The organism is Rhodococcus sp. SJ-3 (assembly GCF_051918125.1).
Lineage (GTDB): Bacteria > Actinomycetota > Actinomycetes > Mycobacteriales > Mycobacteriaceae > Rhodococcus.
In genome coordinates this window covers 5,480,618-5,505,252 of record NZ_CM123306.1, presented here as the reverse complement: position 1 = coordinate 5,505,252, position 24,635 = coordinate 5,480,618, and the positions used below count along the sequence as shown (strand labels likewise).

General features: G+C 66.0%; 29 protein-coding genes. 24 read left to right on the top strand and 5 right to left on the bottom strand.

Translation table 11 applies throughout. The annotated features are described in order from the left end of the window. The first annotated feature begins 53 nt into the window (after window positions 1-53). From priA to ACTDXD_RS25560, 6 genes are all read left to right on the top strand, one after another. Window positions 54-788 (top strand): bifunctional 1-(5-phosphoribosyl)-5-((5-phosphoribosylamino)methylideneamino)imidazole-4-carboxamide isomerase/phosphoribosylanthranilate isomerase PriA, encoded by a 735-nt coding sequence (priA, locus tag ACTDXD_RS25585; RefSeq protein WP_440124951.1) that lies wholly within the window; start codon window positions 54-56, stop codon window positions 786-788. A 5-nt stretch (window positions 789-793) separates the two neighbouring features. Beyond that, window positions 794-1,621 (top strand): inositol monophosphatase family protein, encoded by an 828-nt coding sequence (locus ACTDXD_RS25580; RefSeq protein WP_440124950.1) that lies wholly within the window; start codon window positions 794-796, stop codon window positions 1,619-1,621. Next, window positions 1,618-2,391: an imidazole glycerol phosphate synthase subunit HisF gene (hisF, locus tag ACTDXD_RS25575; protein ID WP_440124949.1), complete on the top strand. Its 774-nt coding sequence runs from the start codon at window positions 1,618-1,620 to the stop codon at window positions 2,389-2,391. Before ACTDXD_RS25580 ends, hisF begins: the two co-directional genes overlap by 4 nt. Next, on the top strand, window positions 2,388-2,729 hold the full coding sequence (gene hisI / locus ACTDXD_RS25570) for a phosphoribosyl-AMP cyclohydrolase (protein WP_440124948.1): 342 nt from the start codon (window positions 2,388-2,390) through the stop codon (window positions 2,727-2,729). Before hisF ends, hisI begins: the two co-directional genes overlap by 4 nt. A 626-nt stretch (window positions 2,730-3,355) precedes the next feature. Then, the gene (locus tag ACTDXD_RS25565; protein WP_440124947.1) at window positions 3,356-4,186 is read left to right on the top strand and encodes a glycoside hydrolase family 19 protein; all 831 of its coding nucleotides are present in this window, start codon (window positions 3,356-3,358) and stop codon (window positions 4,184-4,186) included. Window positions 4,187-4,235: 49 nt separating this feature from the next. Beyond that, complete coding sequence (locus ACTDXD_RS25560) at window positions 4,236-4,415, top strand: tautomerase family protein (RefSeq protein ID WP_440124946.1); 180 nt, start codon at window positions 4,236-4,238, stop codon at window positions 4,413-4,415. Window positions 4,416-4,453: 38 nt separating this feature from the next. Here ACTDXD_RS25560 and ACTDXD_RS25555 read toward each other — a convergent pair whose 3' ends face one another. Both ACTDXD_RS25555 and ACTDXD_RS25550 read right to left on the bottom strand, forming a co-directional pair. Then, window positions 4,454-5,092, bottom strand: a complete 639-nt coding sequence (locus ACTDXD_RS25555) for a GNAT family N-acetyltransferase (protein WP_440124945.1) — start codon at window positions 5,090-5,092, stop codon at window positions 4,454-4,456. A gap of 21 nt (window positions 5,093-5,113) precedes the next feature. Further along, window positions 5,114-5,599 carry a MarR family winged helix-turn-helix transcriptional regulator gene (locus ACTDXD_RS25550; protein ID WP_440124944.1) on the bottom strand — a complete coding sequence of 162 codons (486 nt, stop codon included), beginning with the start codon at window positions 5,597-5,599 and terminating at the stop codon, window positions 5,114-5,116. A 139-nt stretch (window positions 5,600-5,738) separates the two neighbouring features. Between ACTDXD_RS25550 and ACTDXD_RS25545 the strand changes: the two genes are divergently transcribed. The 10 genes from ACTDXD_RS25545 to ACTDXD_RS25500 all read left to right on the top strand — a co-directional run bounded on the left by ACTDXD_RS25545 (window position 5,739) and on the right by ACTDXD_RS25500 (window position 16,288). Next, entirely contained in the window at window positions 5,739-6,515 is a 777-nt protein-coding gene (locus tag ACTDXD_RS25545) for a dioxygenase family protein (RefSeq protein ID WP_440124943.1), read from the top strand. Window positions 6,516-6,581: 66 nt separating this feature from the next. Then, window positions 6,582-8,165, top strand: coding sequence for an anthranilate synthase component I (locus tag ACTDXD_RS25540; protein ID WP_440124942.1), 1,584 nt, complete (start codon window positions 6,582-6,584; stop codon window positions 8,163-8,165). Further along, the gene (locus tag ACTDXD_RS25535; RefSeq protein ID WP_440124941.1) at window positions 8,165-8,881 is read left to right on the top strand and encodes a TIGR02234 family membrane protein; all 717 of its coding nucleotides are present in this window, start codon (window positions 8,165-8,167) and stop codon (window positions 8,879-8,881) included. The genes ACTDXD_RS25540 and ACTDXD_RS25535 overlap by 1 nt, the downstream gene beginning before the upstream one ends. Before the next feature lie 90 nt (window positions 8,882-8,971). Beyond that, window positions 8,972-9,781 carry an indole-3-glycerol phosphate synthase TrpC gene (gene trpC / locus ACTDXD_RS25530; RefSeq protein WP_440124940.1) on the top strand — a complete coding sequence of 270 codons (810 nt, stop codon included), beginning with the start codon at window positions 8,972-8,974 and terminating at the stop codon, window positions 9,779-9,781. 137 nt (window positions 9,782-9,918) lie between these two features. Continuing rightward, window positions 9,919-11,172, top strand: a complete 1,254-nt coding sequence (gene trpB / locus ACTDXD_RS25525) for a tryptophan synthase subunit beta (RefSeq protein ID WP_440127801.1) — start codon at window positions 9,919-9,921, stop codon at window positions 11,170-11,172. Then, window positions 11,169-11,972 carry a tryptophan synthase subunit alpha gene (gene trpA, locus ACTDXD_RS25520; RefSeq protein WP_440124939.1) on the top strand — a complete coding sequence of 268 codons (804 nt, stop codon included), beginning with the start codon at window positions 11,169-11,171 and terminating at the stop codon, window positions 11,970-11,972. The genes trpB and trpA overlap by 4 nt, the downstream gene beginning before the upstream one ends. After that, complete coding sequence (gene lgt, locus ACTDXD_RS25515; RefSeq protein WP_440124937.1) at window positions 11,969-13,060, top strand: prolipoprotein diacylglyceryl transferase; 1,092 nt, start codon at window positions 11,969-11,971, stop codon at window positions 13,058-13,060. The genes trpA and lgt overlap by 4 nt, the downstream gene beginning before the upstream one ends. Then, window positions 13,057-13,914 carry an NINE protein gene (locus tag ACTDXD_RS25510; protein WP_440124936.1) on the top strand — a complete coding sequence of 286 codons (858 nt, stop codon included), beginning with the start codon at window positions 13,057-13,059 and terminating at the stop codon, window positions 13,912-13,914. The genes lgt and ACTDXD_RS25510 overlap by 4 nt, the downstream gene beginning before the upstream one ends. 68 nt (window positions 13,915-13,982) lie before the next feature. Continuing rightward, window positions 13,983-15,404 (top strand): pyruvate kinase, encoded by a 1,422-nt coding sequence (gene pyk, locus ACTDXD_RS25505; RefSeq protein ID WP_440124935.1) that lies wholly within the window; start codon window positions 13,983-13,985, stop codon window positions 15,402-15,404. After that, window positions 15,401-16,288, top strand: a complete 888-nt coding sequence (locus tag ACTDXD_RS25500) for an acyl-CoA thioesterase (RefSeq protein WP_440124934.1) — start codon at window positions 15,401-15,403, stop codon at window positions 16,286-16,288. Before pyk ends, ACTDXD_RS25500 begins: the two co-directional genes overlap by 4 nt. A 19-nt stretch (window positions 16,289-16,307) precedes the next feature. Here ACTDXD_RS25500 and ACTDXD_RS25495 read toward each other — a convergent pair whose 3' ends face one another. Next, the gene (locus ACTDXD_RS25495) at window positions 16,308-16,763 is read right to left on the bottom strand and encodes a MarR family winged helix-turn-helix transcriptional regulator (RefSeq protein WP_440124933.1); all 456 of its coding nucleotides are present in this window, start codon (window positions 16,761-16,763) and stop codon (window positions 16,308-16,310) included. Beyond that, on the bottom strand, window positions 16,760-17,392 hold the full coding sequence (locus tag ACTDXD_RS25490) for a DJ-1/PfpI family protein (RefSeq protein WP_440124932.1): 633 nt from the start codon (window positions 17,390-17,392) through the stop codon (window positions 16,760-16,762). Before ACTDXD_RS25490 ends, ACTDXD_RS25495 begins: the two co-directional genes overlap by 4 nt. A 330-nt stretch (window positions 17,393-17,722) precedes the next feature. Here ACTDXD_RS25490 and ACTDXD_RS25485 point away from each other — a divergent pair, with 330 nt between their 5' ends. The 7 genes from ACTDXD_RS25485 (at window position 17,723) to ACTDXD_RS25455 (ending at window position 23,373) form a co-directional block, all read left to right on the top strand. Continuing rightward, a complete protein-coding gene (locus tag ACTDXD_RS25485) occupies window positions 17,723-18,745 on the top strand; it encodes an isopenicillin N synthase family dioxygenase (RefSeq protein ID WP_440124931.1) in 1,023 nt (340 codons plus the stop codon). A gap of 64 nt (window positions 18,746-18,809) precedes the next feature. After that, complete coding sequence (locus ACTDXD_RS25480) at window positions 18,810-19,646, top strand: MetQ/NlpA family ABC transporter substrate-binding protein (RefSeq protein WP_440124930.1); 837 nt, start codon at window positions 18,810-18,812, stop codon at window positions 19,644-19,646. Beyond that, complete coding sequence (locus tag ACTDXD_RS25475) at window positions 19,592-20,665, top strand: methionine ABC transporter ATP-binding protein (protein ID WP_440124929.1); 1,074 nt, start codon at window positions 19,592-19,594, stop codon at window positions 20,663-20,665. Before ACTDXD_RS25480 ends, ACTDXD_RS25475 begins: the two co-directional genes overlap by 55 nt. Then, window positions 20,662-21,330, top strand: a complete 669-nt coding sequence (locus tag ACTDXD_RS25470; protein WP_440124928.1) for a methionine ABC transporter permease — start codon at window positions 20,662-20,664, stop codon at window positions 21,328-21,330. Before ACTDXD_RS25475 ends, ACTDXD_RS25470 begins: the two co-directional genes overlap by 4 nt. Window positions 21,331-21,352: 22 nt before the next feature. Further along, window positions 21,353-22,132 (top strand): 2-phosphosulfolactate phosphatase, encoded by a 780-nt coding sequence (locus tag ACTDXD_RS25465; protein WP_440124927.1) that lies wholly within the window; start codon window positions 21,353-21,355, stop codon window positions 22,130-22,132. Window positions 22,133-22,225: 93 nt separating this feature from the next. After that, on the top strand, window positions 22,226-22,651 hold the full coding sequence (locus ACTDXD_RS25460) for a helix-turn-helix domain-containing protein (protein ID WP_440124926.1): 426 nt from the start codon (window positions 22,226-22,228) through the stop codon (window positions 22,649-22,651). Beyond that, complete coding sequence (locus tag ACTDXD_RS25455) at window positions 22,639-23,373, top strand: RNA-guided endonuclease InsQ/TnpB family protein (RefSeq protein ID WP_440124925.1); 735 nt, start codon at window positions 22,639-22,641, stop codon at window positions 23,371-23,373. Before ACTDXD_RS25460 ends, ACTDXD_RS25455 begins: the two co-directional genes overlap by 13 nt. Window positions 23,374-23,476: 103 nt before the next feature. Here the strand turns inward: ACTDXD_RS25455 and ACTDXD_RS25450 are convergent, their stop codons facing one another. Further along, the gene (locus ACTDXD_RS25450) at window positions 23,477-24,019 is read right to left on the bottom strand and encodes a hypothetical protein (RefSeq protein ID WP_440124924.1); all 543 of its coding nucleotides are present in this window, start codon (window positions 24,017-24,019) and stop codon (window positions 23,477-23,479) included. 86 nt (window positions 24,020-24,105) lie between these two features. Here ACTDXD_RS25450 and ACTDXD_RS25445 point away from each other — a divergent pair, with 86 nt between their 5' ends. Beyond that, window positions 24,106-24,600: a GbsR/MarR family transcriptional regulator gene (locus tag ACTDXD_RS25445; protein WP_440124923.1), complete on the top strand. Its 495-nt coding sequence runs from the start codon at window positions 24,106-24,108 to the stop codon at window positions 24,598-24,600. Window positions 24,601-24,635 lie beyond the last annotated feature (35 nt).

Sequence of the window (24,635 nt, the reverse complement as noted above, 5' to 3'; positions counted from 1 at the left end):
TCCCCGCCGAGTCGCTTTCGAGGTTCGACACGACAGGCACTACTGTAGGCGCAGTGAGCCTGGTCCTTTTGCCTGCAGTCGACGTAGCCAACGGTGAAGCAGTTCGCCTCGTCCAGGGAGAGGCGGGCAGCGAAACCGGCTACGGTTCTCCGCGCGACGCCGCCTTCGAATGGCAGAACGCCGGTGCCGAATGGGTGCACATGGTCGACCTCGACGCGGCGTTCGGCCGCGGCGACAACCGTCAACTGATCGCGCAGGTCGTCGGCGAACTCGATGTGAAGGTCGAACTGTCCGGTGGTATCCGTGACGACGCGACCCTCGCAGCGGCCCTTGCGACCGGCTGCGCGCGGGTGAACCTCGGCACCGCCGCCATCGAGAATCCCGAGTGGTGTGCACGGGTCATCGGTGAGCACGGCGACCGCATCGCCGTCGGCCTGGACGTCAAGCTCATGGACGGCGAATGGCGTCTGCGTGGGCGCGGGTGGGTGTCCGACGGCGGCGACCTGTGGGAGACGCTCGAGCGGCTCAACAGCGAGGGTTGTTCCCGGTACGTCGTCACGGACGTGACCAAGGACGGCACCCTCAGCGGGCCCAACCTCGATCTGCTCGGCTCGGTGTGCAACGCCACCGACGCTCCCGTCGTTGCCTCCGGCGGCGTCTCGACCGTCGACGATCTGCGCGCGATCGCCACGCTCGTCGACGAAGGCATCGAGGGCGCGATCATCGGCAAAGCGCTCTACGCAGGCCGCTTCACTCTGCCCGAAGCACTCGACGCGGTTTCACGCTGACGTCGATGGCCGCGAACACGGACCGCGATCACCTCCTCGCTGTTGCGAGCGAGGTGCTCGACGGTGTGTCCGGGCGGTTCGTCACCGGCCATGGAGCACCGCGGTCGGTGGACAAGGGGCGCAACGACTTCGCGACCGACCTCGATCTCGAACTCGAACGCCGCATCAGTGGTGAGCTCGCCGAGCGCACGGGTATCGCTGTGCACGGCGAGGAGTTCGGGGGGCCATCGGCGAGCAGCGGGACAGTGTGGCTGCTCGATCCCATCGACGGCACCGTCAACTATTCGGCCGGACTCCCCACCGCGGGAATCCTGCTGTCGCTCGTCGAGGACGGCGAACCGGTGCTGGGCTTGACATGGATGCCGCTGATCGGCCACAGGTTCTCCGCGGTGGTCGACGGTCCGCTGCTGTTCAACGGTGAGCCTCGCAAGCGCCTCGAACCTCAGCGGCTCGAGGATCACATGATCGCCGTAGGCAGTTTCGACGTCGACAGTCGCGGTCGTGTTCCCGGACGCACCCGGCTGTCCGTCATCACCGAACTGAGTCGCCGGGTCGCGCGGCTGCGGATGCACGGCTCGACAGGTATCGATCTCGCCTACACGGCGGCGGGGGCGCTCGGCGGAGCGGTCGTGTTCGGTCACCATCCGTGGGACAACGCGGCCGGGGTGGCCCTCGTCCGCGCGGCAGGCGGGATCGCCACCGACTTCGAGGGCAAGCCCTGGCGCATCGGAAGCGGATCGGTACTGGCAGCAGCTCCCGGAATCCACGACGAAATATCGGACATTCTGAGATCCGTGAGGACGGAGTCTCGTTCAGAAGGAGAATCCCAATGACGCTCGCCGTGCGAGTGATCCCCTGCCTCGATGTCGACGCCGGACGGGTCGTCAAGGGAGTCAACTTCGAGAACCTGCGCGATGCCGGCGACCCCGTCGAACTTGCCGCCCTCTACGACGCCCAGGGCGCGGACGAACTGACCTTCCTCGATGTCACCGCCTCGAGCGGTGATCGCGGCACGATGCTCGACGTCGTCACCCGTACCGCCGAGCAGGTCTTCATTCCGCTCACAGTCGGCGGCGGTGTCCGCACGGTCGACGACGTCGACCGCCTGTTGCGGGCGGGTGCCGACAAGGTCTCGGTGAATACTGCGGCGATCGCGCGCCCGGATGTGCTGCGCGAGATGTCCGAGCGATTCGGCTCCCAGTGCATCGTGCTGTCGGTCGACGCCCGCACTGTTCCGGACGGTCAGGAACCCACCCCGTCGGGCTGGGAGGTCACCACCCACGGTGGTCGCCGCGGGACGGGTATCGACGCGGTCCAGTGGGCTCGGCGCGGTGAAGAACTGGGGGTGGGGGAGATCCTGCTCAACTCGATGGACGCCGATGGGACCAAGGCCGGGTTCGATCTGAAGATCATCGAATCCGTTCGTGCGGCGGTGCACGTCCCCGTCATCGCATCCGGCGGCGCCGGTGCGGTAGAGCACTTCGCACCGGCCGTACAGGCGGGTGCGGACGCGGTGCTCGCGGCGAGCGTGTTCCACTTCCGTGAACTCACGATCGGGCAGGTCAAGGACGCGATGCGCGCGGAAGGAATTGTGGTCCGATGAGCAACATCCTGAACCCGGAGATCGCGGCCAGGCTCAAGCGTAACGAGGACGGTCTGTTCGCCGCGGTCGTGCAGGAGAAATCCACCGGGGCGGTCCTGATGATGGCGTGGATGGACGACGAGGCGCTCGCGCGCACGCTCGCCACACGCAAGGCCACTTATTACTCGAGATCGCGCAACCAGTACTGGGTCAAGGGTGAGACATCGGGACACACCCAATACGTGCACGAGGTCCGGCTCGACTGCGATGGTGACACCGTATTGCTCGTCGTCGACCAGGTGGGTGCGGCATGCCATACCGGTACGCACACGTGTTTCGACACCGACGTGCTGCTCTAGCCCGAGAAGAGTACTTCTCCGAAGACGGTGCCCGATTGCCCGCGATGCGGGGTCGGGCACCTTCGTCGTGCGCCGTTCGCGGGCGAAACCTTGTCATTGTTCTGTGATGACGCGTCATGGGCGAGGGGATTTGATCTGTGTGATGTGACACAGAGCAGTGCTGATCGGTGTCTCCGCTCGTCCATGCGGGATCCGGATCCGATGGGGGTGGGCCGGGACGGCACGTGCTGGCACCGCTGTCGGTCGGGGAATGCGGCCCAGTCGTCGACGTCGTTCGATGTTTGGCTGAATTGCTTTGCGGCACAATCGATGATTCCACCTCGGTCGCTCGGGAGCGCGTCCGGAGCGGGCGTGCGGGGTGCTGTGACGCGCAGCGTCCGGACGGTGCATCGGATGTCGCTGATGTGAATGATGGGTCGGGCGTGTGGGGTGGAGCACTTTCGTGGCGTCGAAGTGGGCTCGGGCACGATTGCTTGAAGGTCTTGCCATCTGCGGCGTTACCTGGTTGTGACCTCAAGGCCGCCGAATTGTGATCCGCCGTGGATGGACGACTTCCTTCGGTGAACGTGCGTGGCCCCCATCCCCGGAGGCCGAACCGAATTCGGTCGAATTTTGGAGCACGACCCATGTCACTTACATGCTTGCGGCATGCCCGTGTCGCGATCGCGGCGGCGGCGCTGATCGGTACGGCAACCTCTGCTGTTCTCGGTTTCGGCGCGTCCGATGCCCACGCTACTCCGATGGCTTCGGCGCACACTCGGTACGAAGCGTCGAGCAACGTGCTCGAGGTGCTGGAGCTTTCCACCCTTGCCGAGAGCGGGTGGTCCGTCGCCGACGACTCTTCGGCCCCGGTTCCGGCCGAGGCCTCGGATGCCTCTGCCGGCGCGTCGGAGGCTGCCCCGCCGGAGGCTCCTGCCCCCGCACCACCGGCTGTCACCACCGACGACCTGAGGATGATCGTGCCGGAAATCTCAGCCGAGAGGATCGACCAGTACATCGCTCCGTTGAATGAGGCGATGACACGCAACGGTATCGACACACCGGTCCGCCAGGCGGCGTTCATCGCACAACTCGCGGTCGAGTCCGACTCCTTCCGGACCTTCGAGGAGTATGCGTCCGGTCGTGCCTATGAGGGCAGGGCCGATCTCGGCAACGTTCATCCCGGAGACGGTGAGCGGTACAAGGGCAGGGGAGCGATCCAGGTCACCGGTCGTCACAACTACGAGGAGCTGAGTCGGCACACAGGGGTGGATTTCGTCACGAACCCCGAGTTGCTCGCCGCGCCGGAGAACGCTTTCGTCAGTGCCGCCTGGTACTGGACGTCGCGCAATCTCAACCAGGTTGCGGACACTGCGGGGATCGTGCGGGTATCGGAGGTCGTCAACGGCGGTCACCATGCCCTCACCCGTCGAATCGCAGATTTCGAGCGGGGCTTGCACGTCTTGCTCGCGCCGTAGTCGTCACTCGAGTGTCACCGAGTCGTCTGCGCGTGGTTAGAGTGCGTTCATGCCTCTGATTCGGATCAGTCAGACTCCCGGCCTCACGAGTGAGCAGAAGGCCGAGGTGATCGCCGCGGTGACCCGCGCCTATGCGGAGACTGCAGGCAAGAGCGAGTCGTCGGTGTGGGTGACCATCACCGAGGTGCCGCGCGAGAACTGGGGTGTCGGCGGGACGCCGCTGGGGTGATCGGGTCGGGGCGCCGCTGGGGTGAGGGCGGGTAACGGTCACAACGATCGCACCATGGTGAGTTGGTGCACCCGGGCACCTCTGTAACGAAGTCCGGGAACCGGGAGGGTGCCGCCGTGCGGTGTGAATCCCATCCGTTCGAAGAACCTTGCTGCCCTTGTATTTTCGACCAGCGTCTGCAGGTGGCATCCGGGTATCTGTTCGGAGCGTAGGCGTTCGAACCAGGCATCCATCAGTCCTGATGCTGCTCCGGTGCCGCGTGCTTCCGGCGCAACGTTGACGTGCAGGTGTGCGGGCCACCGGGGGTCGCGGATCTGGCCTGCCGTCGGTGTGCGGAGGATCGCTGCTGCGGCCGCGTCGATCATGCTGCGGCCGAAGAAGGCCACGGCCTGCCTGCTCCGAAACGGCCTGAATCGACGGATCGCGTCGGCGATGAGTGTGTCCTCGCTCGGGAATGCCTCGGTGTCGACGCATCCGGCGAGGTAGCCGACGAGCGCTCCTTTCTGCTCGGCGACGAACAGGGAGGCGGGTTCGAGGTCCATGTACGGATCGAGGTAGACCGCTGCTTCGGAATCGGTGTGACCCCACAGTGTTTCGGTGGGGGACCCTTGCCCCGCGCGTTCGAACAACGTGCGCAGGGCGGCGCGATCGTTGTCGGTGAATGTCCGAATTCGCATTCGGAGAAGCTACCGCAACGCTCAGGCCTTGCCGGTGCCTTCGGCGATGCCTTTGTCGAGTTGCGTCAGCAGGGCGGTTCCGATTGCTTCGAGGGTGCTCACCTGTCCGTCGTCGAGACCGTCGAAGACGAGTCGCTGGACCGTGTCGACATGTGCGGGCGCGGTCTCGACGACCTTGGTGTAGCCGGCGTCGGTGAGGACGGCATATGAGCCGCGGCTGTGTGGGATCGCCTCCCGGCAGACCCAGCCGCGTTTGGTGAGCCGGGTGATCACGTGCGAGAGCCGTGACAACGATGCGTTGGCTTCTTCTGCCAGGGTGGATAGTTGTAGTCGGCGGCCCGGGGCCTCCGACAGGACGGCGAGGACGAAGTACTCGAAGTGGGTGAGGTCGGCGTCGCGCTGCATCTGGGTGTCCAGTGCTGCGGGCAACCGGGTGATCACTGCCACGAGCGAGCGCCAGGCTTTCTGTTGCCGGTGGTCGAGCCACCGGGGTTCGTCGCCGCTCATGCTCAACAGGCCTCTCTCCGAGTCATCGTGATTCGTCCACCTTGCCAAACGGGAGCGCCGTATCTCGCGGTGGGGAATGAAATCGGTTCGGCGCAGTGTTCCCTGTATGATACTTGAAGCTTCAATATGAGGAGAATATGTGACCGCGACGCCCGCCCTGTTCGTCAGCCACGGCGCCCCGCCTCTCGTCGACAGCGCGCTGTGGGTATCCCAATTGCAGACGTGGTCGTCGAATCTGCCGCGTCCCACCGCGATCCTGGTGGTCTCTGCGCACTGGGAATCGGCGCCGCTCACCATCGGCGCGACCACCACGGGCACTCCTTTGGTGTACGACTTCGGTGGCTTCCCGCGTCGGTTCTACGAAGTCACCTACGACTCGCCCGGTGCACCAGACCTGGCCCGCAAGGTGGCGGCCCTCATGCCCGATGACGAGCCGGTAGTGCAGCAACCCCGTCGCGGACTCGACCACGGCGCATACGTCCCCCTCACCGTGATGTATCCGGCCGCCGATATCCCCGTGCTGCAGATCTCGCTGCCCAGCCTCGATCCGAAGCGGCTGCTGGCACTGGGGGAGCGGCTGCGTCCTCTGCGCGACGAGGGAGTCTTGATCATCGGGTCGGGTTTTACCACCCACGGGTTACCGTTCCTGAGGGATATGCGTCCGGAGGCGCCCGCACCGGACTGGTCGGCCGAATTCGACCACTGGACTGCCGAAAGTCTTGCCGCCGGAGACATCGATTCACTGCTCGACTTCCAGCGCCGGGCACCGGGGATGCCGTATGCCCACCCGTCCACCGAGCATTTCGCGCCGCTGTTCGTGACCCTCGGTGCGTCCAGTGACCCCGGGCAGCGACCCGACCAGGTCATCGACGGTTTCTGGCTCGGTCTGGCGAAACGCTCGTTCCAGGTCGGATAGGCCTGTCGACGCGCCGCAGCCACCCGCGGCGCAGCCCCTCTGCTCGGTGCCTGGGATGATGGGCGCATGTCCGGCGAGCCCACCACCATTCCCTCAGCCACCACGACCGCGTCCGCCGGGGGGCGGTCCGATACGACGACCTCCCGTGCGCAGTTCAGGGCCCTCGCAGCCGAGCACCGCGTGGTCCCGGTGACCCGCAAGGTGCTCGCCGACGCGGAGACTCCGCTGTCGGCCTACCGGAAACTCGCGGCCGACCGGCCCGGCACCTTCCTGCTCGAGTCCGCCGAAAACGGCCGGTCCTGGTCTCGCTGGTCGTTCATCGGCGCGGGGAGTCCGGCTGCGCTGACCGTCGTCGACGGTCAGGCTGCATGGTTCGGTCACGTACCCAGTGGTGCGCCATCGGGTGGGAATCCGATCGAGGTGCTCCAGGAAACCCTCTCGTTGCTGCACACGGACCGCCTGCACGGCCTGCCGCCGCTCACCGGCGGCATGGTCGGCTATCTCGGCTACGATATCGTCCGTCATCTCGAGAAGCTGCCCACGCTCGCGGTCGACGATCTTCGAATCCCCGAGATGGTCATGCTGCTGGCGACCGATCTCGCGGCGGTCGACCACCACGAGGGCACGATCTGGCTGATTGCGAACGCGGTCAACTGGGACGGCTCCGACGAGCGCGTGGACGAGGCCTACGACGATGCGCTCGCGCGACTCGACCGCATGACCGCCGACCTGGCGGCACCCGCGCGCTCGACCGTTGCGACCTTCTCGAAGCCGGAACCCGACTACCGGCGTCAGCGCACCACCGAGTCGTTCTGTACGGACGTGCGCAAGCTCATCGGAGATATCGAAGCGGGTGAGGCATTTCAAGTCGTACTCTCGCAGAGATTCGAAATCGATTGTGAAGCAGAACCGTTCGACGTGTACCGAATGTTGCGTGCCTCGAACCCGAGTCCGTACATGTTCCTGATGCACATCCCCGACGCCGATGGCCGAACGGCGTTCTCGATCGTCGGATCGAGCCCCGAGGCGCTCGTGACCGTTACCGACGGCGTTGCCACCACCCATCCCATCGCAGGCACTCGCTGGCGCGGTAAGGACGAAGAGGAAGACATCCTTCTCGAGAAGGACCTCATCGCCGACGAGAAGGAGAACGCCGAGCACCTCATGCTCGTCGATCTCGGCCGCAACGACCTGGGGCGCGTGTGTGAGCCCGGCACCGTCAAAGTGCACGATTACCGGCACATCGAGCGCTACAGCCACGTCATGCATCTCGTGTCGACCGTGACGGGACATCTTGCCGAGGGCAGACACGCCCTCGACGCGGTGACCGCGTGTTTCCCCGCCGGAACGTTGTCGGGCGCGCCCAAGGTGCGCGCTATGGAACTGATCGAGGAACTCGAACCGACCCGCCGCGGCATCTACGGCGGGATCGTCGGATATCTCGACTTCGCGGGTGATGCCGACACCGCCATCGCGATCCGCTCGGCCCTCGTCAAGAACGGCGTCGCCTATGTGCAAGCCGGCGCCGGTGTGGTGGCCGATTCCGTACCGGGGGCGGAGGACACCGAAGCGCGGAACAAGGCGATGTCCGCGCTCGCCGCGGTGGCCGCAGCGGCCACAGTGGCCCCATTCGGAGGCGACGCCGAGTGATGGACCGGGAACCTACGCAGCCGGAACCGGCACCCACCGCAGGCGCCGGTCGGCCGGTGAGGCGCCGTTCACCCGCGCTGGCAGCGCTGCTCCTCGTCGTAGCGGCCGCGGCATTGTGGGCGTCGAGTCGTATGACCTGGGTGCAGGTGGACTCGGCCGATGGCCTCGGAGCCGACCGGGTCACCGACCTGGACGGCGGCACCTGGGCGGCCGCGACCACTCCGCTGGCTCTGGCGCTGCTCGCCGCGGTGGCCGCGGCATTCGCGGTGCGTGGTCGCGCGGTTCGTATCGTGGCGGGCGCAGTGGCGCTGGTGGCGGTGGCGGCGGCGATTCCGGTGGTGCAGTTGCTCGGCTCGGGGGTGGATCCGGACGCTGCCGCGCAGGTTGCCGGCCTCCCCGACCGGGCCACGGTGGTCGCCACCGAGATCTTCCCGCTGCCCGCCATCCTCGCGTGCCTCGGTGCGTGCGTGGCACTCGCGGCGGCTGTCGCACTGTGGCGCACCCCGAGCGCTCGGACCGGTCTGTCCTCGAAGTACGACGCTCCGGCCGCACGCCGTGAAGCCGCCGCGCGCGGCGCCGCGGCGGACGAGCCGATGACCGAGCGAACCCTGTGGGACAGCATCGATGCGGGGCACGATCCGACTGTCGGCGACGAGGATACCGACGCCGATAACGGCGCCGATGAGGATTCGGGCGAATCGGGGACCCGCCGCTGAGTCCTGTCGCGAGACGGACTAGGCTGGGCAGTACTTCCGATGAAGTTGATCACATCGGGATTGACATGGGGCGAAAGGACTCGAGCCACGATGACAGTTCTCGACTCGATTCTCGAAGGAGTGCGCGCAGACGTCGCAGCTCGGGAGGCGGCCGTCGATTTCGCTTCCGTCAAAGCCGCCGCAGCCGCCGCGCCCTCGCCGATCGACGCCAAGGCAGCGTTGCTCGAACCGGGCATCGCGGTTATTGCCGAGGTGAAACGTGCGAGCCCGTCGAAGGGTGCGCTCGCCGATATCGGCGATCCGGCCGAGCTGGCGAAGGCGTACGAGGCCGGTGGTGCACGCGCGATCAGCGTGCTGACGGAGGAGCGTCGCTTCCGCGGTAGTCTCGCCGACCTCGACGCGGTGCGTCGCGCTGTGCGTATTCCGGTGCTGCGCAAGGATTTCGTGGTTGGTCCTTACCAGATTCACGAGGCCCGCGCCCACGGTGCCGACATCGTGTTGCTGATTGTCGCCGCGCTCGAACAGACCGTGCTGCACTCGCTCATCGAGCGCGTCGAATCACTCGGGATGACCGCCCTGGTCGAAGCGCACACCGAGGAGGAGGCCGACCGCGCCCTCGAAGCCGGTGCCAGTGTCATCGGCATCAATGCCCGCAATCTCAAGACCCTCGAGGTCGACAAGAACACCTTCGGCCGCATCGCGCCCGGATTACCCTCCGATGTCCTCAAGATCGCCGAGTCCGGCGTTCGAGGGCCGGCCGACCTGCTCGCGTACGCGGGTGCGGGGGCGGACGCAGTGCTCGTAGGTGAAGGTCTCGTCACCAGCGGGGATCCTCGTCAGGCCGTTGCGGAACTCGTCACGGTGGGCACCCATCCGTCGTGCCCGAAGCCGGCGCGCTGAGCGCAGGCCAGGCCCGGACAATTCGCCGGAACGGACCGGCGCAACCCGGCGGTGAACATGCACCGCCGGTGGGGCAGACTGGATGTGTGACTGCAGACGATCCCGCCCTGTCCGCCGAAGGTCGCGGACTTCCCCTCATGAGCGAAGCCGTCTCGACTTCGACCGCGCATGAACCCGATGCCGGTGGGCATTTCGGTGTATTCGGCGGACGCTACGTCCCAGAAGCGCTCATGGCGGTCATCGAGGAGGTCACCGCAGCGTTCGAGAAGGAGCGCACCGACCCGGGGTTCCTCGCGGAGCTCGACCGCCTCCAGCGCGACTACACCGGACGCCCCTCACCGCTCTACGAAGCCACTCGTCTGAGCGAGCACGCCGGGGGAGCCCGGATCTTCCTCAAGCGTGAAGATCTCAACCACACCGGCTCGCACAAGATCAATAACGTGCTTGGCCAGGTGCTGCTCGCCAAACGCATGGGCAAGACCCGCGTCATCGCCGAGACGGGAGCGGGTCAGCACGGTGTCGCAACTGCGACTGCGTGTGCGTTGCTCGGGCTCGATTGCCTCGTGTACATGGGTGAGGTCGACACCGAACGCCAGGCACTCAACGTCGCCCGTATGCGTCTGCTCGGCGCCGAGGTCATCGCCGCAAAGACCGGTTCGCGCACCCTCAAGGATGCGATCAACGAGGCGATGCGCGACTGGGTCACCAACGCCGACAACACCTACTACTGCTTCGGTACAGCCGCGGGACCCCACCCGTTCCCCGCGATGGTCCGAGATTTCCAGCGCATCATCGGCCTCGAGGCGCGCGCGCAGGTCCGCGAGCAGACCGGCCGCCTGCCCGACGCTGTTGTGGCATGCGTCGGCGGCGGCTCCAACGCAATCGGAATCTTCCACCCCTTCATCGACGACCCGTCGGTCAAGCTGGTCGGATTCGAAGCAGGTGGCGACGGAGTCGAGACCGGCCGTCACGCCGCGACCATCGGCGGTGGTACCCACGGGGCGCTCCACGGTGCGTACTCGTATCTGCTGCAGGACGAGGACGGCCAGACCATCGAATCGCACTCGATCTCGGCGGGGCTCGACTACCCCGGCGTCGGGCCCGAACATTCGTGGCTCAACGACACCGGTCGTGCGGAATACCGAGCGATCACCGACGCGGAAGCAATGAACGCATTCGGACTGCTGTGCCGCACCGAGGGGATCATCCCCGCGATCGAGTCCGCACACGCCGTCGCCGGTGCGCTGAAGTTGGGCCCCGAACTGGGCGCGGGAGCGATCGTCCTCGTGAACCTGTCCGGTCGCGGCGACAAGGACGTCGACACCGCAGCCAAGTGGTTCGGGTACCTGCCCGCCGGCAACGACACCAGCACCGAAGGAGCAGCGCAGTGAGCGCCCCGCACGAACGCCTCAGCGAGATCTTCGCGACCTGCCGCGCCGAGAAGCGTGCTGCACTCGTCGGATACCTGCCCGTCGGATACCCCACGGTCGGCAAGTCGATCGAGGCCATGGGCACCCTCGTCGAGGGCGGGTGCGACCTCATCGAGGTCGGCATCCCCTACAGCGATCCGGTGATGGACGGCACCACCATTCAGGACGCCGCGTTCGAGGCGATCGCCAACGGCGTGCGGGTCCGTGACGTATTCACCGCAGTCGAGGCCATCAGTGCAGCCGGCGGCGCAGCCGTTGTCATGACCTACTGGAACCTGGTGGTCAGATACGGGGTGGAGAAGTTCGCCCGCGACCTGGCCGCGGCCGGTGGACTCGGCATCATCACCCCGGACCTGATCCCGGACGAGGCCGCCGACTGGATCGCGGCCTCCGACAAGTACGGACTCGGACGCACCTTCCTCGTGGCGCCGTCGTCGACGACCGAGCGTCTGGTGAGCACCCTCGAGCAGTGCCGCGGATTCGTCTATGCCACCTCCACGATGGGGGTCACGGGTGCCCGCGACGCCGTCGACAATCGTGCGCCCGAGCTCGTCGCCCGGGTTCGTGCGCACTCCGACATCCCGGTCGGGGTCGGACTCGGTGTCCGCAACGGTGCTCAGGCCGCCGAGATCGCCGCCTACGCAGACGGTGTCATCGTCGGATCGGCGCTCGTCACCGCTGTTGCTCAGGGGCCCGACGCGCTGCTGGCCCTGACGCAGGATCTCGCGAAGGGCGTGCGCTCCGCTACCGTGGCGTCGTGACTTCGACCGCAACAGTCCTGGCCTACCTGCCCAGCCCACCGCAAGGCGTCTGGTACGTGGGGCCGTTGGCCCTCCGTGCCTACGCGCTCTGCATCATCGTCGGCATCATCGTCGCGATCTGGTGGGGTGATCGCCGTTGGGTCGCCCGAGGCGGCCGGGCAGGAACCGTCCTCGACATCGCTGTGTGGGCGGTGCCCTTCGGTCTGATCGGCGGTCGCCTCTACCACGTCGCGACCGACTGGCAGAAGTACTTCGGTGAGGACGGCGAGCCCATCGATGCCTTGAAGATCTGGGAAGGTGGCCTCGGGATCTGGGGTGCGGTGGCGTTCGGCGCGGTCGGCGCCTGGATCGGCTGCCGTCGACGGGGAATTCCGTTGCCTGCCTTCGGCGACGCCCTCGCCCCCGCGATCCTCCTTGCGCAGGCCATCGGACGGCTCGGAAACTGGTTCAATCAGGAGCTCTACGGTCGTGAGACCACGGTGTGGTGGGGTCTCGAAATCTACGAGCGCACCGACGATGCCGGCCGGAGCGCACCGGGGCTGATCGACGGCACCTCGACCGGTGAGGTCGCATTCGTGGTGCACCCCACGTTCCTCTACGAACTACTGTGGAACGTGGCGATCGTCGTCCTGCTCGTCCTCGTCGATCGCAAGTTCGCGATCGGTCACGGTCGTCTCTTCGCGTTGTACGTTGCGGGGTACTGCGCCGGACGATTCTGGATCGAACTCATGCGCGCCGACACCGCGACCGAGATCGCAGGTATCCGTATCAACACCTTCACCTCCGGCATCGTGTTCGTCCTTGCCGTCGCGTATGTGGTCTTCGCACGCAAGGGCAGGGAAGCACCCGAGACTCTCGACCCCTCTGCATCGAAGTCCGACGATGCCGCAGTGAGCAGCACGGCGACCGGGGACGGGCGCGCCGGCGAAGACGGGGACGCAGGTAGGGACGACACCGATACCGAGAAGACCGATCGCGGGCAGCAGCACTCGAACACGAGGGCCGAGACACCGGATCCGGACAAGTCCGATTCCGCCGGTAAGGTCGGGAACGGCACGCCCGGCACCAGCAAGGGGGAGACTCAGTGACCACACCCGATCCCGGTAACTCGGACAAGCACGGCGACTCGTCGGAGCGCGATTCCGTCGACAGGCCGGATCTGCATAAGAAGAGTGATTCCGCCTCGCAGTCGCCTTCGGAGAACTCTGCCGAGGTCACCCACGAGTTCGGCCGGACCTTCGACTACGACGCGACCGCGCAGGCATCACTGTCCGAGCAGCCGCCCACCCCGGAATCACTCGGTGGATCAGTCGGTACGCCGGGGCCGGGGTGGGATACCTACTCGGGAATGGGCAACGGGCCGGGGTGGGGCACTACGCCGAGCTACCCGCCGCCGTCGGAGAACCCGCAATCCGACTATCCTGCGCCCGGAAGCGCAGAGTTCGGTGCTGCTGCACCACACTCGTACTCGAACGGTCCGCAGCAGGGGTTCACGCCCCAGTACGGCACGCCGGGTCCGGTCTACGGCACCCCCGATCCGCAGTACCCGATCGGCGGCGCCCCCGGGTTTTCGCCGCCGAACCCGCTCGGTGTCCCGCAGGATCCCTACGGCAACCCGCAACCATACGGTGCGTACGGGCCACCGCCCGCCTACCCCGGCGGACCGGCCGGATTCGTCGATCCATCTGCCCCCTACGGCCGCGATCCCTACACAGGTGAGCCGTTCTCCGACAAATCGAAGGTCACAGCGGGTCTTCTCGAGATTCTGCTCGGCGCATTCGGTGCCGGCCGCTTCTACCTCGACCAGCCCGGGATGGCGATCGCCCAGATCGCTGTCACGTGGCTGACCTGCGGTATCGGCGGCATCTGGCCGCTGATCGACGGCATCATGATGCTCACCGGCAAGGTACGCGACAACCATGGACGTCCGCTGCAACCTTAGTGAAGTGGCTACCAGCCGGTAACCGATGCGAAATGGTGGCGCAGGATAGAGGGGACTAGGCTCGTGTCGTGACCCGACGCACCAAGATTGTTTGCACCATGGGGCCCGCGACTGCCGATCCCGATGTTCTCCGAGAACTCGTAGATGCCGGCATGAACGTGGCCCGACTCAACTTCAGCCACGGAGAACATTCAGAACACGAGGGCCACTTCAACCGCGTCCGCGCGGCCGCCGAGGCCACCGGGAACGCAGTGGGTGTCCTCGCCGACCTGCAGGGCCCGAAGATCCGCCTCGGACGCTTCGCCGAGGGGCGCACCTTGTGGGAGAACGGCGAGATCGTGCGCATCACCGTCGACGATGTCGAGGGCACGCACGATCGGGTGTCGACCACCTACAAGCAACTCGCGGCGGACGCTGTCGCGGGTGACCGGCTCCTCGTCGACGACGGCAAGGTCGGTCTCGTCGTCGAGTCCGTCGAGGGCAACGACGTGATCTGCCGCGTCACCGAGGGCGGACCGGTCAGCAACAACAAGGGCGTGTCCCTTCCCGGGATGAACGTGTCAGTTCCGGCGTTGTCGGAGAAGGACATTGCCGATCTCGAGTTCGCGCTCCGGCTCGGAGTCGACTTCATTGCCCTCTCGTTCGTCCGCTCCCCGGCGGATATCGAACTCGTGCACGAGGTCATGGACCGGGTCGGGCTTCGCCTCCCGGTCATCGCCAAGCTCGAGAAGCCCGAAGCGATCGAGAACCTCGAGGCCGTGGTTCTTGCCTTCGATGCGGTGATGGTGGCGCGCGGTGACCTCGGTGTGGAGCTTCCCCTCGAGGAGGTGCCGCTGGTGCAGAAGCGCGCCATCCAGATCGCGCGCGAGAACGCCAAGCCGGTCATCGTCGCGACACAGATGCTCGAGTCGATGATCGAGAATTCTCGGCCGACCCGCGCCGAGGCATCGGATGTCGCCAACGCGGTGCTCGACGGTGCCGACGCAGTCATGCTCTCCGGTGAGACCTCTGTCGGCAAGTTTCCGATCGAGACGGTCAAGACCATGGCTCGGATCGTCTCCGCGGTCGAGTCGGACTCGACGGACGTGCCTGCGCTGACCCACGTGCCGCGCACCAAACGCGGCGTGATCTCCTACGCGGCGCGCGACATCGGTGAGCGCCTCGACGCGAAGGCTCTTGTGGCGTTCACGCAGTCGGGCGACACCGTTCGCCGCCTCGCGCGCTTGCACACCCGGCTGCCTCTGCTTGCGTTCACGCCCGTACCGCACATCCGCAATCAGCTCGCGCTGACGTGGGGCACCGAGACGTTCTCGGTCGAACCGGTGGACACCACCGATCAGATGGTCGAACAGGTCGACCTCGCGTTGCTGTCGCTCGGTCGGTACCAACGCGGCGACCTCGTCGTGATCGTCGCCGGTGCGCCCCCCGGGCGATCCGGGTCGACGAACCTCATCCACGTGCACCGACTGGGGGAGAAGGACACTCGGTGACGGACCAGGAGTCCAACGGGAACGCCTCCCGTGACCTCGATGTGCTCCTCGGTCTGCTCGATCTCGAGCAGACCGAGGAGCACATCTTCGTGGGGCAGCACCCGAAGCAGACCGGGGCCCGTACGTTCGGGGGTCAACTCGTCGCGCAGGGGCTCATCGCCGCGGGGCGCACAGTCGGCGATCGGCCGGTGCATGCGCTCAACGCCCATTTCATCCGGGGTGGCGATGTCAAAGCACCGATCGAATACCACGTCACCTCGCATCGTGACGGCCGCGATTTCGCCAACCGTATGGTCACCGCCGTGCAGGACGACCGTGAGCTGTGTGTGATGCTCGTGGCGTTCCAGCGCTGGGGCAAAGGTCTCGAGCATTCGGTCGAGGTACCCGAAGTGCCTATGCCGGAAGCTCTTCCGCCGATCGGCGACCGGCTTCGCGGCTACGAAGAGCAGCTGCCGCACTTTGTCGGCGCGCTCAAGCCCATCGACATGCGCTACGCCAACGACCCGGCGTGGGTGCTTCGGGGCACCGGCGAACGCTTGAACCACAACCGGGTGTGGATGCGCTCCGACGGCGACCTCCCCGACGATCCGATGCTCCATGTCGCAACGCTCGCCTACGGGTCCGACACCACGGTGCTCGATTCGATTCTGACGACGCACGGGCTGTCGTGGGGCCTGGACCGCATCGTTGCCGCCACGGTCAATCATTCGATCTGGTTTCACCGCCCACTATGTTTCGAGAACTGGCATCTGTACGCCACGGAGTCTCCGGTGGCCGCAGGTTCGCGAGGTATGGCGACGGGCCGCTACTTCACCCTCGACGGCGAGCTGGTGGCGACCGTCGTGCAGGAAGGGCTCGTGCGGCACTTCCCACGTCGTTCATGATCGCTGTCGCTGATCCGGATCAGTCCTCGGCGATCGAGTCGAGGGCCGAGCTGAGTCGCCGCATCGAGTCGAGCGCCGCGTCCAGTTCGTCCCTTCCCATCAGCTCGGCGAGTCGCGCGGCGGCGGCCGCGTGAGCGGGGTCCAGCGCGGTGACGGCGTCGAGCCCGGTCTGGGTCGGTGCCACGAGCTTTGCGCGTCGGTGCGCGGGATTCGGCCGGTACTCGGCCATGCCGCGGTCGACGAGTAGATCGGCGATACGCTGCACGCTCTGCCTGGTGATACCCATCTCGCGTGCGATCGAGGCAACGGGCAACGGCTCGCGCAGGATCGCTCCGAGGACCTGCCACCAGGCCGCGGTCAGGCCGACGGGTCGCGCCAGCGTTTCAGCGAGTGCCAGGAACTGACCGTTGAGGCGGAAGGATGTGAGTGCGACACCGCTGAGCAGGTCTTGGTCGGTACGGATGCGGGCGGTCACTGCTGCCGTTCCATCAGCGTGTAGAAGCCTGCGGGATTGCGGTCTGCGTACAGGGCGAACCATGCGTCGAGTACCTCCGGTTCGTAGAGGTCGAGTTGCTCGAAGATGGCTCGCGCGAAATGGATCGGTGCAATCCCGGTCGCGGTGATCAGAGTACCGTCCGTCACTGCCGGCTCGTTGCGGTAGAGGTGGCTGCCCGCGTAGCCGACGTCGTCGAGGAACTCCGCAGCGTTGCTGGTGTGAGCGCGCTCGTCGAGAAGTCCGGCGGCGGCAAGGGCGCCGGTGGCGCCGCAGATCGCAGCGACCGGGACTTCGGCGTCGAGGAAGTCGCGTGCCTTGTCGGTGAACGAGGTGAAGCTATCGGTGTTCCAGATTTCGTTGCCCGGGAGGATCAGCATGGCGCTGTCGCTCGGTCGGATCTCGTCGAGCGTCAGGTCCGGAACGATCCGCAGGCCGCCTTTCGTCGTGATCGGAGCGCGTGTCGCGCCGACCGTGGCCACCGTGAAGTGTCCCGGTCGCTTCTGGAATTCGGGATCGTTGATTCCCGCGACGGCGTATCCGTATTCCCAGTCGGCGAGAGTGTCGTACAGGGCAAGGTGAACTGTCCGTGGTGCGTCGCCATCAGTCATGACAGCAGTCTGTCAAAAAAGCAGCATGCTGTCAATCTGGAGTGAGGTGAACGCGACAATTTGCCCTCGAGTTGTTCCTCGGATTAGCCTTGACCACCATGTTCGGCAATGATCTCGCGCAGTTGGTGAGCGCACGCAGGGTAGGCGTCCATGCCCCCGCGTGTTGTTGTCGCAGTCTCTGATGGTGCCTCCCGGGGCGATTCCAGGATCTCCTCGACGTTCCGGTTCCGCCCGCAGTCATCCGTGCCCCGTATTCGTCCACGGAATGAACCCGCTGCCGAACCCGTTCCTGCATGCGACGGCGCGTCGCGTCCAGAAAGGATCCATCTCATGCCCGACTCGGCAACATTGCCCATCATCGACCTCGCAGACCTCGACCGAGACGGCGACACGCGCACTGCGCTCCTCGACCGGCTGCGAACTGTCACCCACGAGATCGGTTTCTTCCACCTCGCCGGACACGACATCGACGAGTCGAGCGCGCGCCGCCTGATCACCTCGTCGCGAGAATTCTTCGCGTTGCCCGAAGCGGACAAACTCGAGATCGAGAACTCGCGTTCGCCCCATTTCCGCGGTTACACCCGTATCGGCGGCGAACACACCCAGGGATACATCGACTGGCGCGAACAACTCGACATCGGCCCTGAGCGCGACGCCGTCACCGACATCGATCCGGCGCGACCATGGGAGGTGCTGCACGGACCCAACCAGTGGCCCACCCAGGTACCGCACCTTCGCGAAGAGTCCCTCGCCTGGATCACCCGCTGCAGCAACGTCGGGATGCGCCTGCTTCGTGCCTGGGCCGAATCACTAGGAGCCCCAGCCGATTTCTTCGACGATGCGTTCGCCGAGTCGGATCCGCTCCTCAAGATCGCTCGATACCCCGGCCACGACCTGACCGTCACCGGCCAGGGCGTCGGCAGTCACAAGGACGTCGGTGCGCTGACCCTGCTGTATCCCGAACACGGCAGCACCGGATTCCAGGTCGAACGCGACGGCGAATGGGTCGACATCGATCCGATTCCAGGACACTTCATCGTCAACATCGGCGAACTCCTCGAAGTCGCCACCGGCGGGTACCTCAAAGCAACGGTGCACCGGGTCTTACCACCGGCCGCCGGATCCGACCGCGTCTCGCTGCCGTTCTTTCTCAATCCGGGTCTCGACAAGGCGCTGCCCATCGTCGACCTGCCCACAGACCTCGCCGCCGCCGCAAAAGGTGTGGGCACCGACGCCCACGGCGGTACTTTGCATTCTGTGTACGGACTCAACGCCCTGAAGTCGAGGCTGCGGGCACACCCCAACGTCACCGAGCGGTTCCACGCAGAATTGGCACGCTCGTTCGACAGGTGATCCACAGCCGGCTCCACCCGGTACCGCGCCGCGGGCCGGTCTCCACCCATGGAAGGTAGAAACGATGTTCCTGCGCCGCACCGCCGCCGCTTCGGCAGCTGTTGTCCTCGGTCTGGGCCTGGCAGCCTGTGGTTCGTCGGGTGGTGACGAGAACACCCTGGTCATCTCCGCGTCCTCCACGCCGCATGTCGAAATCCTCGAGCAAGTCGTGAGCAGCGGTGCCCTCGGCGATTATTCGCTCGACATCCGCGAGGTCACCGGTGAGATCGATCCCAACGAGCTGCTCTCCGCCGGCGATGTCGACGCGAACTTCTTCCAGCACGAGCCGTACCTCGTGGACTGGCAGAAGCAGAACGGAGTCGACAACCTCGTCGCCGTTGCCGACGTGCACCTCGAACCGATCAGCCTCTACTCGAACAAGGTCACCTCGCTCGACGAGCTCGCCGACGGCGACTCGATCGCGGTCCCGCGCGACACCACGAACTACGCTCGCGCGCTGTACCTTCTCGAATCCGCAGGCCTGATCAAGATGGACGTGCCCTTCACCGAGGCCGACCTGTCCGTCGTCACCGAGGCGAACATCACCGAGAACCCGAAGAACCTGCAGTTCATCCCGATCGAGCGCCCCCAGCTCGCGCGCCAGCTCGACGACCCGCAGGTCACCGCCGCGGTGATCAACTCCAACTACGCGCTCGAAGCAGGGCTCACCCCGGCCGACGATTCCATCTACACCGAAGAGGTCGAGGGCAACCCGTTCTCCAACCTCCTCGTGGTCCGCGCCGAGAACGAGAACGACCCGATCGTGGTTGCGCTCGCCGACGCACTCGAATCCCCCGAGACCGCCGCATGGATCAACGAAACCTACTCGGGTTCCGTGGTCCCCGTGCACCCGGCCAACTGATGATCGTCGTCGACTCCCTCGTCAAGACCTTCCCCGGCGCGGGTGGCGCCGAGGAGGTCGCGGCACTACGCGGCATCGACCTAGAGATCAGCGACGGCGAGATCTTCGGGGTCGTCGGACCGTCGGGGTCAGGCAAATCCACGCTGCTGCGATGCCTCAACCTTCTGGAGAACCCCACCTCGGGGCGGATCCTTCTCGGCGGCGACGACCTGTCGACATTGTCGGGAAGCGAGTTGCGGTCGGCGCGACGCCGCATCGGGACGGTCTTCCAGCAGTTCAACCTGCTGCACTCGCGCACCGTGGTCGGCAACATCGAGTTCCCGCTCGAAGTCGCCGGAGTCGGCAAAGCCGACCGACGGGCACGTGCCAAGGCGCTCATCGATCTCGTGGGCCTCACAGGCAAAGAGAAGTCGTACCCCTCGCAACTGTCCGGTGGACAGCAGCAACGCGTGGGCATCGCGCGCGCGCTCGCCGCCGAACCCGATGTGTTGTTGTGCGACGAAGCGACCAGCGCGCTCGACCCCGACACCACCGACCAGATCCTCGATCTCGTCGCGGAGATCAACCGCCGTCTCGGGGTCACCGTCGTCATCATCACCCACGAACTCGGTGTACTCCGGCGTGTATGTACCTCCGCGGCAAGGCTCGAAGCCGGCCGCATCGTCGAAACCGGCCGCATCTCCGACCTCGTCGCAGACCCCGGCTCGGCGCTCGGCGCCGCGATCGTACCTGTGGGCGACGATCCGTCGGCCGGGGCGATCAGCGACACTGCGCTCGTCACCGCGATCGGCGACTACGCACACGGGCCATGGCTCTCGGAGATGATCCGCGAGCTCGGCACCGACATCGCTGTCGTCGGCGGTCGTGTCGAGAAGGTCGGCGACGTGACGGTCGGCCGCCTCCGGCTGCGCTTCGATGCCGGCGCCGATCGTGACCGCATCGCTCGGTTCGTCGACGAGCGTGAACACCTGACCCTGTCGTGGGGAACCGACACCGACCTCGAGGGGTTGTCCGAATGAACAAGACCGCCTGGTACGAGGTCTTTCCCGAAGTCTGGGTCGCCACACTCGAGACTCTCTACATGGTCGGGGTCTCGTTCGTGCTCACCGTGATCGGGGGAATACTCGTCGGGATCATCCTGCAGATCACCGGGCCGAGCGGCCTGTGGCCCCAGCGTCTGATCAACGGTGTACTCGGAGTGATCGTCAACCTGTTTCGTTCGCTGCCCTTTCTCATCCTGCTCATCGCGCTGATCGGCGTGACGCGGTTCATCGTCGGCACGGCAATCGGCCCCACCGCCGCGATCGTGCCGCTCACCATCGGCGCGATCCCGTTCTTCGCACGCATTGTCGAATCCGCTTTACGCGAAGTGCCACGCGGGCGTGTGGACGCCGCGGAGGCAATGGGCGCAACGAACATCCAGATCGTGCGTAAGGTGCTGTTGCCCGAAGCGACGACCGCACTCGTGGCCGGTGCGACGCTGACGCTCGTGCTTCTCGTCGGTTACTCCGCCATGGCCGGTGTGATCGGGGCCGGTGGCCTCGGCGACTTTGCGCTCGTCTACGGCTACCAGCGCTTCAACACGCCGGTACTGCTCGTTGCCGTGGTCGTGCTGATCGTGATGGTGCAGATCATGCAGTCGATCGGCGACACGATCATCAAACGGATGGCGCACCGACGTTGACGGTCGGATGAACGACAGTCGGATGAACACTGCACACCGTCAGCGTGATTCCCGGATCCGATTCGACTGGGGGCTGCGGGGCGCCGCGGCAATCGCCGAGGGCGCGGATGTAGCGGTCGTAGTGGATGTCCTGTCGTTCACCACCACACTTTCTGTCGCGCTCGACGCCGGCATCGACGTCCTGCCCTATCGGTGGCGCGACGAGACTGCAGCGGCCCATGCGGCCGCACACGACGCGGTGCTCGCGGTGGGGCGGCGGGACGCGACCCCCGGCGAAGTGAGCCTGTCGCCCGGCACGATCAGGTCCGTGCGCAACGTGGAGCGGATGGTGCTGCCCTCACCGAACGGGTCGTCGATCGCATATGACCTGGATTCGCGGGCCTCGACGTGCCTCGGTGCGTCGCTGCGGAACTCCCATGCCGTGGCCGAGTGGATCGCTCGGCATCATCCGACCGCGGTGGTCGCCGTCGTCGCGGCGGGCGAGAAGTGGCCGGACGGCTCTCTGCGGCCGGCAGTGGAAGATCTGTGGGGCGCGGGCGCGGTGATCGCCGAGTTGGTGGAGACATTCGGACCGGAGTCGTTGTCGCCCGAAGCCGATCAAGCACGCTGCGCATGGGTCGCGGTCGCCGATCGGGTCGCCGGTGCTCTGCGGGACTGTGCGTCGGGTCGCGAGCTTGCCCAGATCGGATTCGCCCGCGACGTGGAGATCGCGTCCGAGGTGCGGAGCAGCGACTGCGTTCCGGTCCTTATCGATCACCGGTTCGTCGACGCCGACTCGCCTTCTTTCGCGGACGGCTCGTGACCGCACTATCTTCGGCGCAAGCCCGGTCGTTCACGGCCGGGACAGCCGATCCCTCGAGCGGTGTGTGTCGGTGGTCGCTTGTACGGTGCGGGCGTGCAACTCAGATACCGCTACCGCGTGTATCCGACGCCCGGCCAGCAGGACATGCTGGCCCGGTCGTTCGGATGCGCGCGGGTGGTGTTCAACGATGCGTTGCGCTCCCGGCAGGACGCGTATGCGGCCGGGGTGAAGATCTCGGACACCGCCGTGCAGAAACGGGTGGTCACCGAGGCGAAGAAGACTCCGCAGCGGGTGTGGCTGTCCGAGGTGGCGTCGGTGGTGTTGGTCCAAGCCTGTCAGGACGCGCGTCGCGCGTATCGGAATTGGTTCGAGTCGCTGTCCGGGAAGCGGAAGGGTCGCAGGGTGGGGGCTCCGCGGTTCCGGTCTCGCAAGGGCACTCGGCAGTCGATCCGGCTGACCCGGAACGGGTTCGGTATCCGAGCAACCAGAGGCTGTATATCGCGAAGGTGGGCGAGCTGAAAGTCGCCTGGTCACGGGAGTTGCCGTCGGAACCGTCGAGTGTGTCGATCATCAAGGATGCGGCGGGCCGCTATTTCGTGTCGTTCGTGGTGGAGACCACCGACGAGCCGCTCTCGGAGTGCGACACCGAGGTGGGGATCGACCTCGGGCTCGCCACGTTCGCGGTGCTCTCGGACGGGAAGGTCATCGAGTCCCCGAGGTTCTTCCGACGCGCCGAACGCAGACTCCGCAGGGCGCAGCAGAATCTGTCTCGCAAGGACAAGGGCAGCAAGAACCGGGCAAAGGCCCGCCTCGAGGTCGTCAGAGCTCACGCGAGGGTGGCCGATGCCCGCAGCGGGTGGGCGCACACACATTCCACGATGATCGTCCGCGAGAATCAAGCGGTGTTCGTCGAGGATCTGTGCGTGAAGGGTGTGGCACGGACGCGGTTGGCGAAGTCGGTGCACGATGCCGGGTGGGGCATGTTCACCCGGTTGTTGGAGGAGAAGGCCGCCCGGTATGGGCGGGTGTTGGTGAAGGTGGATCGGTGGTTTCCGTCGTCGCAGCTGTGTTCGGCGTGCGGGCGGGTCGACGGATCGAAGCCGTTGTCGGTGCGGGAGTGGACCTGTCGGGGGTGTGGTGTGGTCCACGATCGCGATGTCAATGCAGCACGAAATATCCTCGCCGCTGGACGGGCGGAGGGGCGAAACGCCTGTGGAGAGATGGTAGGTCTTCCTGTTTAGTGGGGAGCGTGGCTCGATGAAACAGGAACCCACCGAAAGCGCCCAGCGGGCGCTGGTAGGAATCTCGGTCGTTCACGGCCGGGAGGACGTCAACGTCCGCTGATCACCACATCAGGGTCTCGTCGCCCACGCGCACTCTGCCGAAGAAGCGTGTGCCTATGTCGGAGCCGTCGTGGTTGTATCCGTTCATGAGGTCGGCGAGGTCGTCGACGAGTGCTCGGAGCGCCGAACTCGGGGTGTCGATTCCGAATTCCGACACCCACCCCCAATCCTGCGGGACATTCTCCAGAGTGATCACGACCTCGGAATCATGGGGTGTCCGCACGGTATAGGTGACGTCGGCAGGCGCATCTGCAATCGGGTCGTGCACGGCGGGTCGGGACGGCTGTGTCGACGGTGCGAATACGACTCGCGCGAAAGCGATGTCCTCGCGGATCATCTCCGCGATGCGCGACAGGTTCGAGTGTCGGCCGACACGGTGGTACCGGGCACCGTACGTCCGGTCTCCGGAGCGCCGAGGGCTGCGTGACACGGTCAGGGTCCTGTCGAGCATGCGCTGTGCTGCGGCGCGTTCACCGTCACCGGTGCCGGGGTGGTCTATCAGTGTCCGCAGACGCATGATCCGAAGGGCCACGTTGCCTGCCATGCACGCACACTAGCGCTTTCCGTCGATGGCCCACAGACGTACCCACCCGCACAACGGACGAGAAGTGGGTTGCGACAATGGCTGCCATGAGCAGTTCCCGCGGGGCGGACGGCACCGACGTCAGGTCGTGGTTCGTCGAACGATTCGCCGACTATTGGCAGACAGGTGGAGCATCGAGAATTGAAGGGCGCATCGCGGGATACCTCCTCGTCGACGAATCCGGTGGGGTCAGCGCCGACGAACTCGCCCGCGCTCTGGGAACCAGTCGAGGCTCGGTATCGACGTACACACGGCGTCTCGTCGCGCGCGGGTTCGTGCAACGGGTCCGGCGTGCGGGGGAGCGCGCCCACTATTTCGTCATGGCCGACGACGTGTGGGGCGGCTTCCTCGACATCGAGGAAGAGTATCTGCGCAGCCAACGGTCCCTCGCGGAAGAGGCACTCGCGCGGGTGGACCCGGATTCAGCGGCGCACATCCGGGTCGAGAACATGCGCGACTACATGGGATGGTTGCTCGACAACCGGAAACTCGGCGCGGAGTGGAAGCGGTTCAAAGCCGCGCGCGACGACGGAAGAGGGTGAGGGCGGACCATTGTCCGCCCTCACCCTTTCGGTAT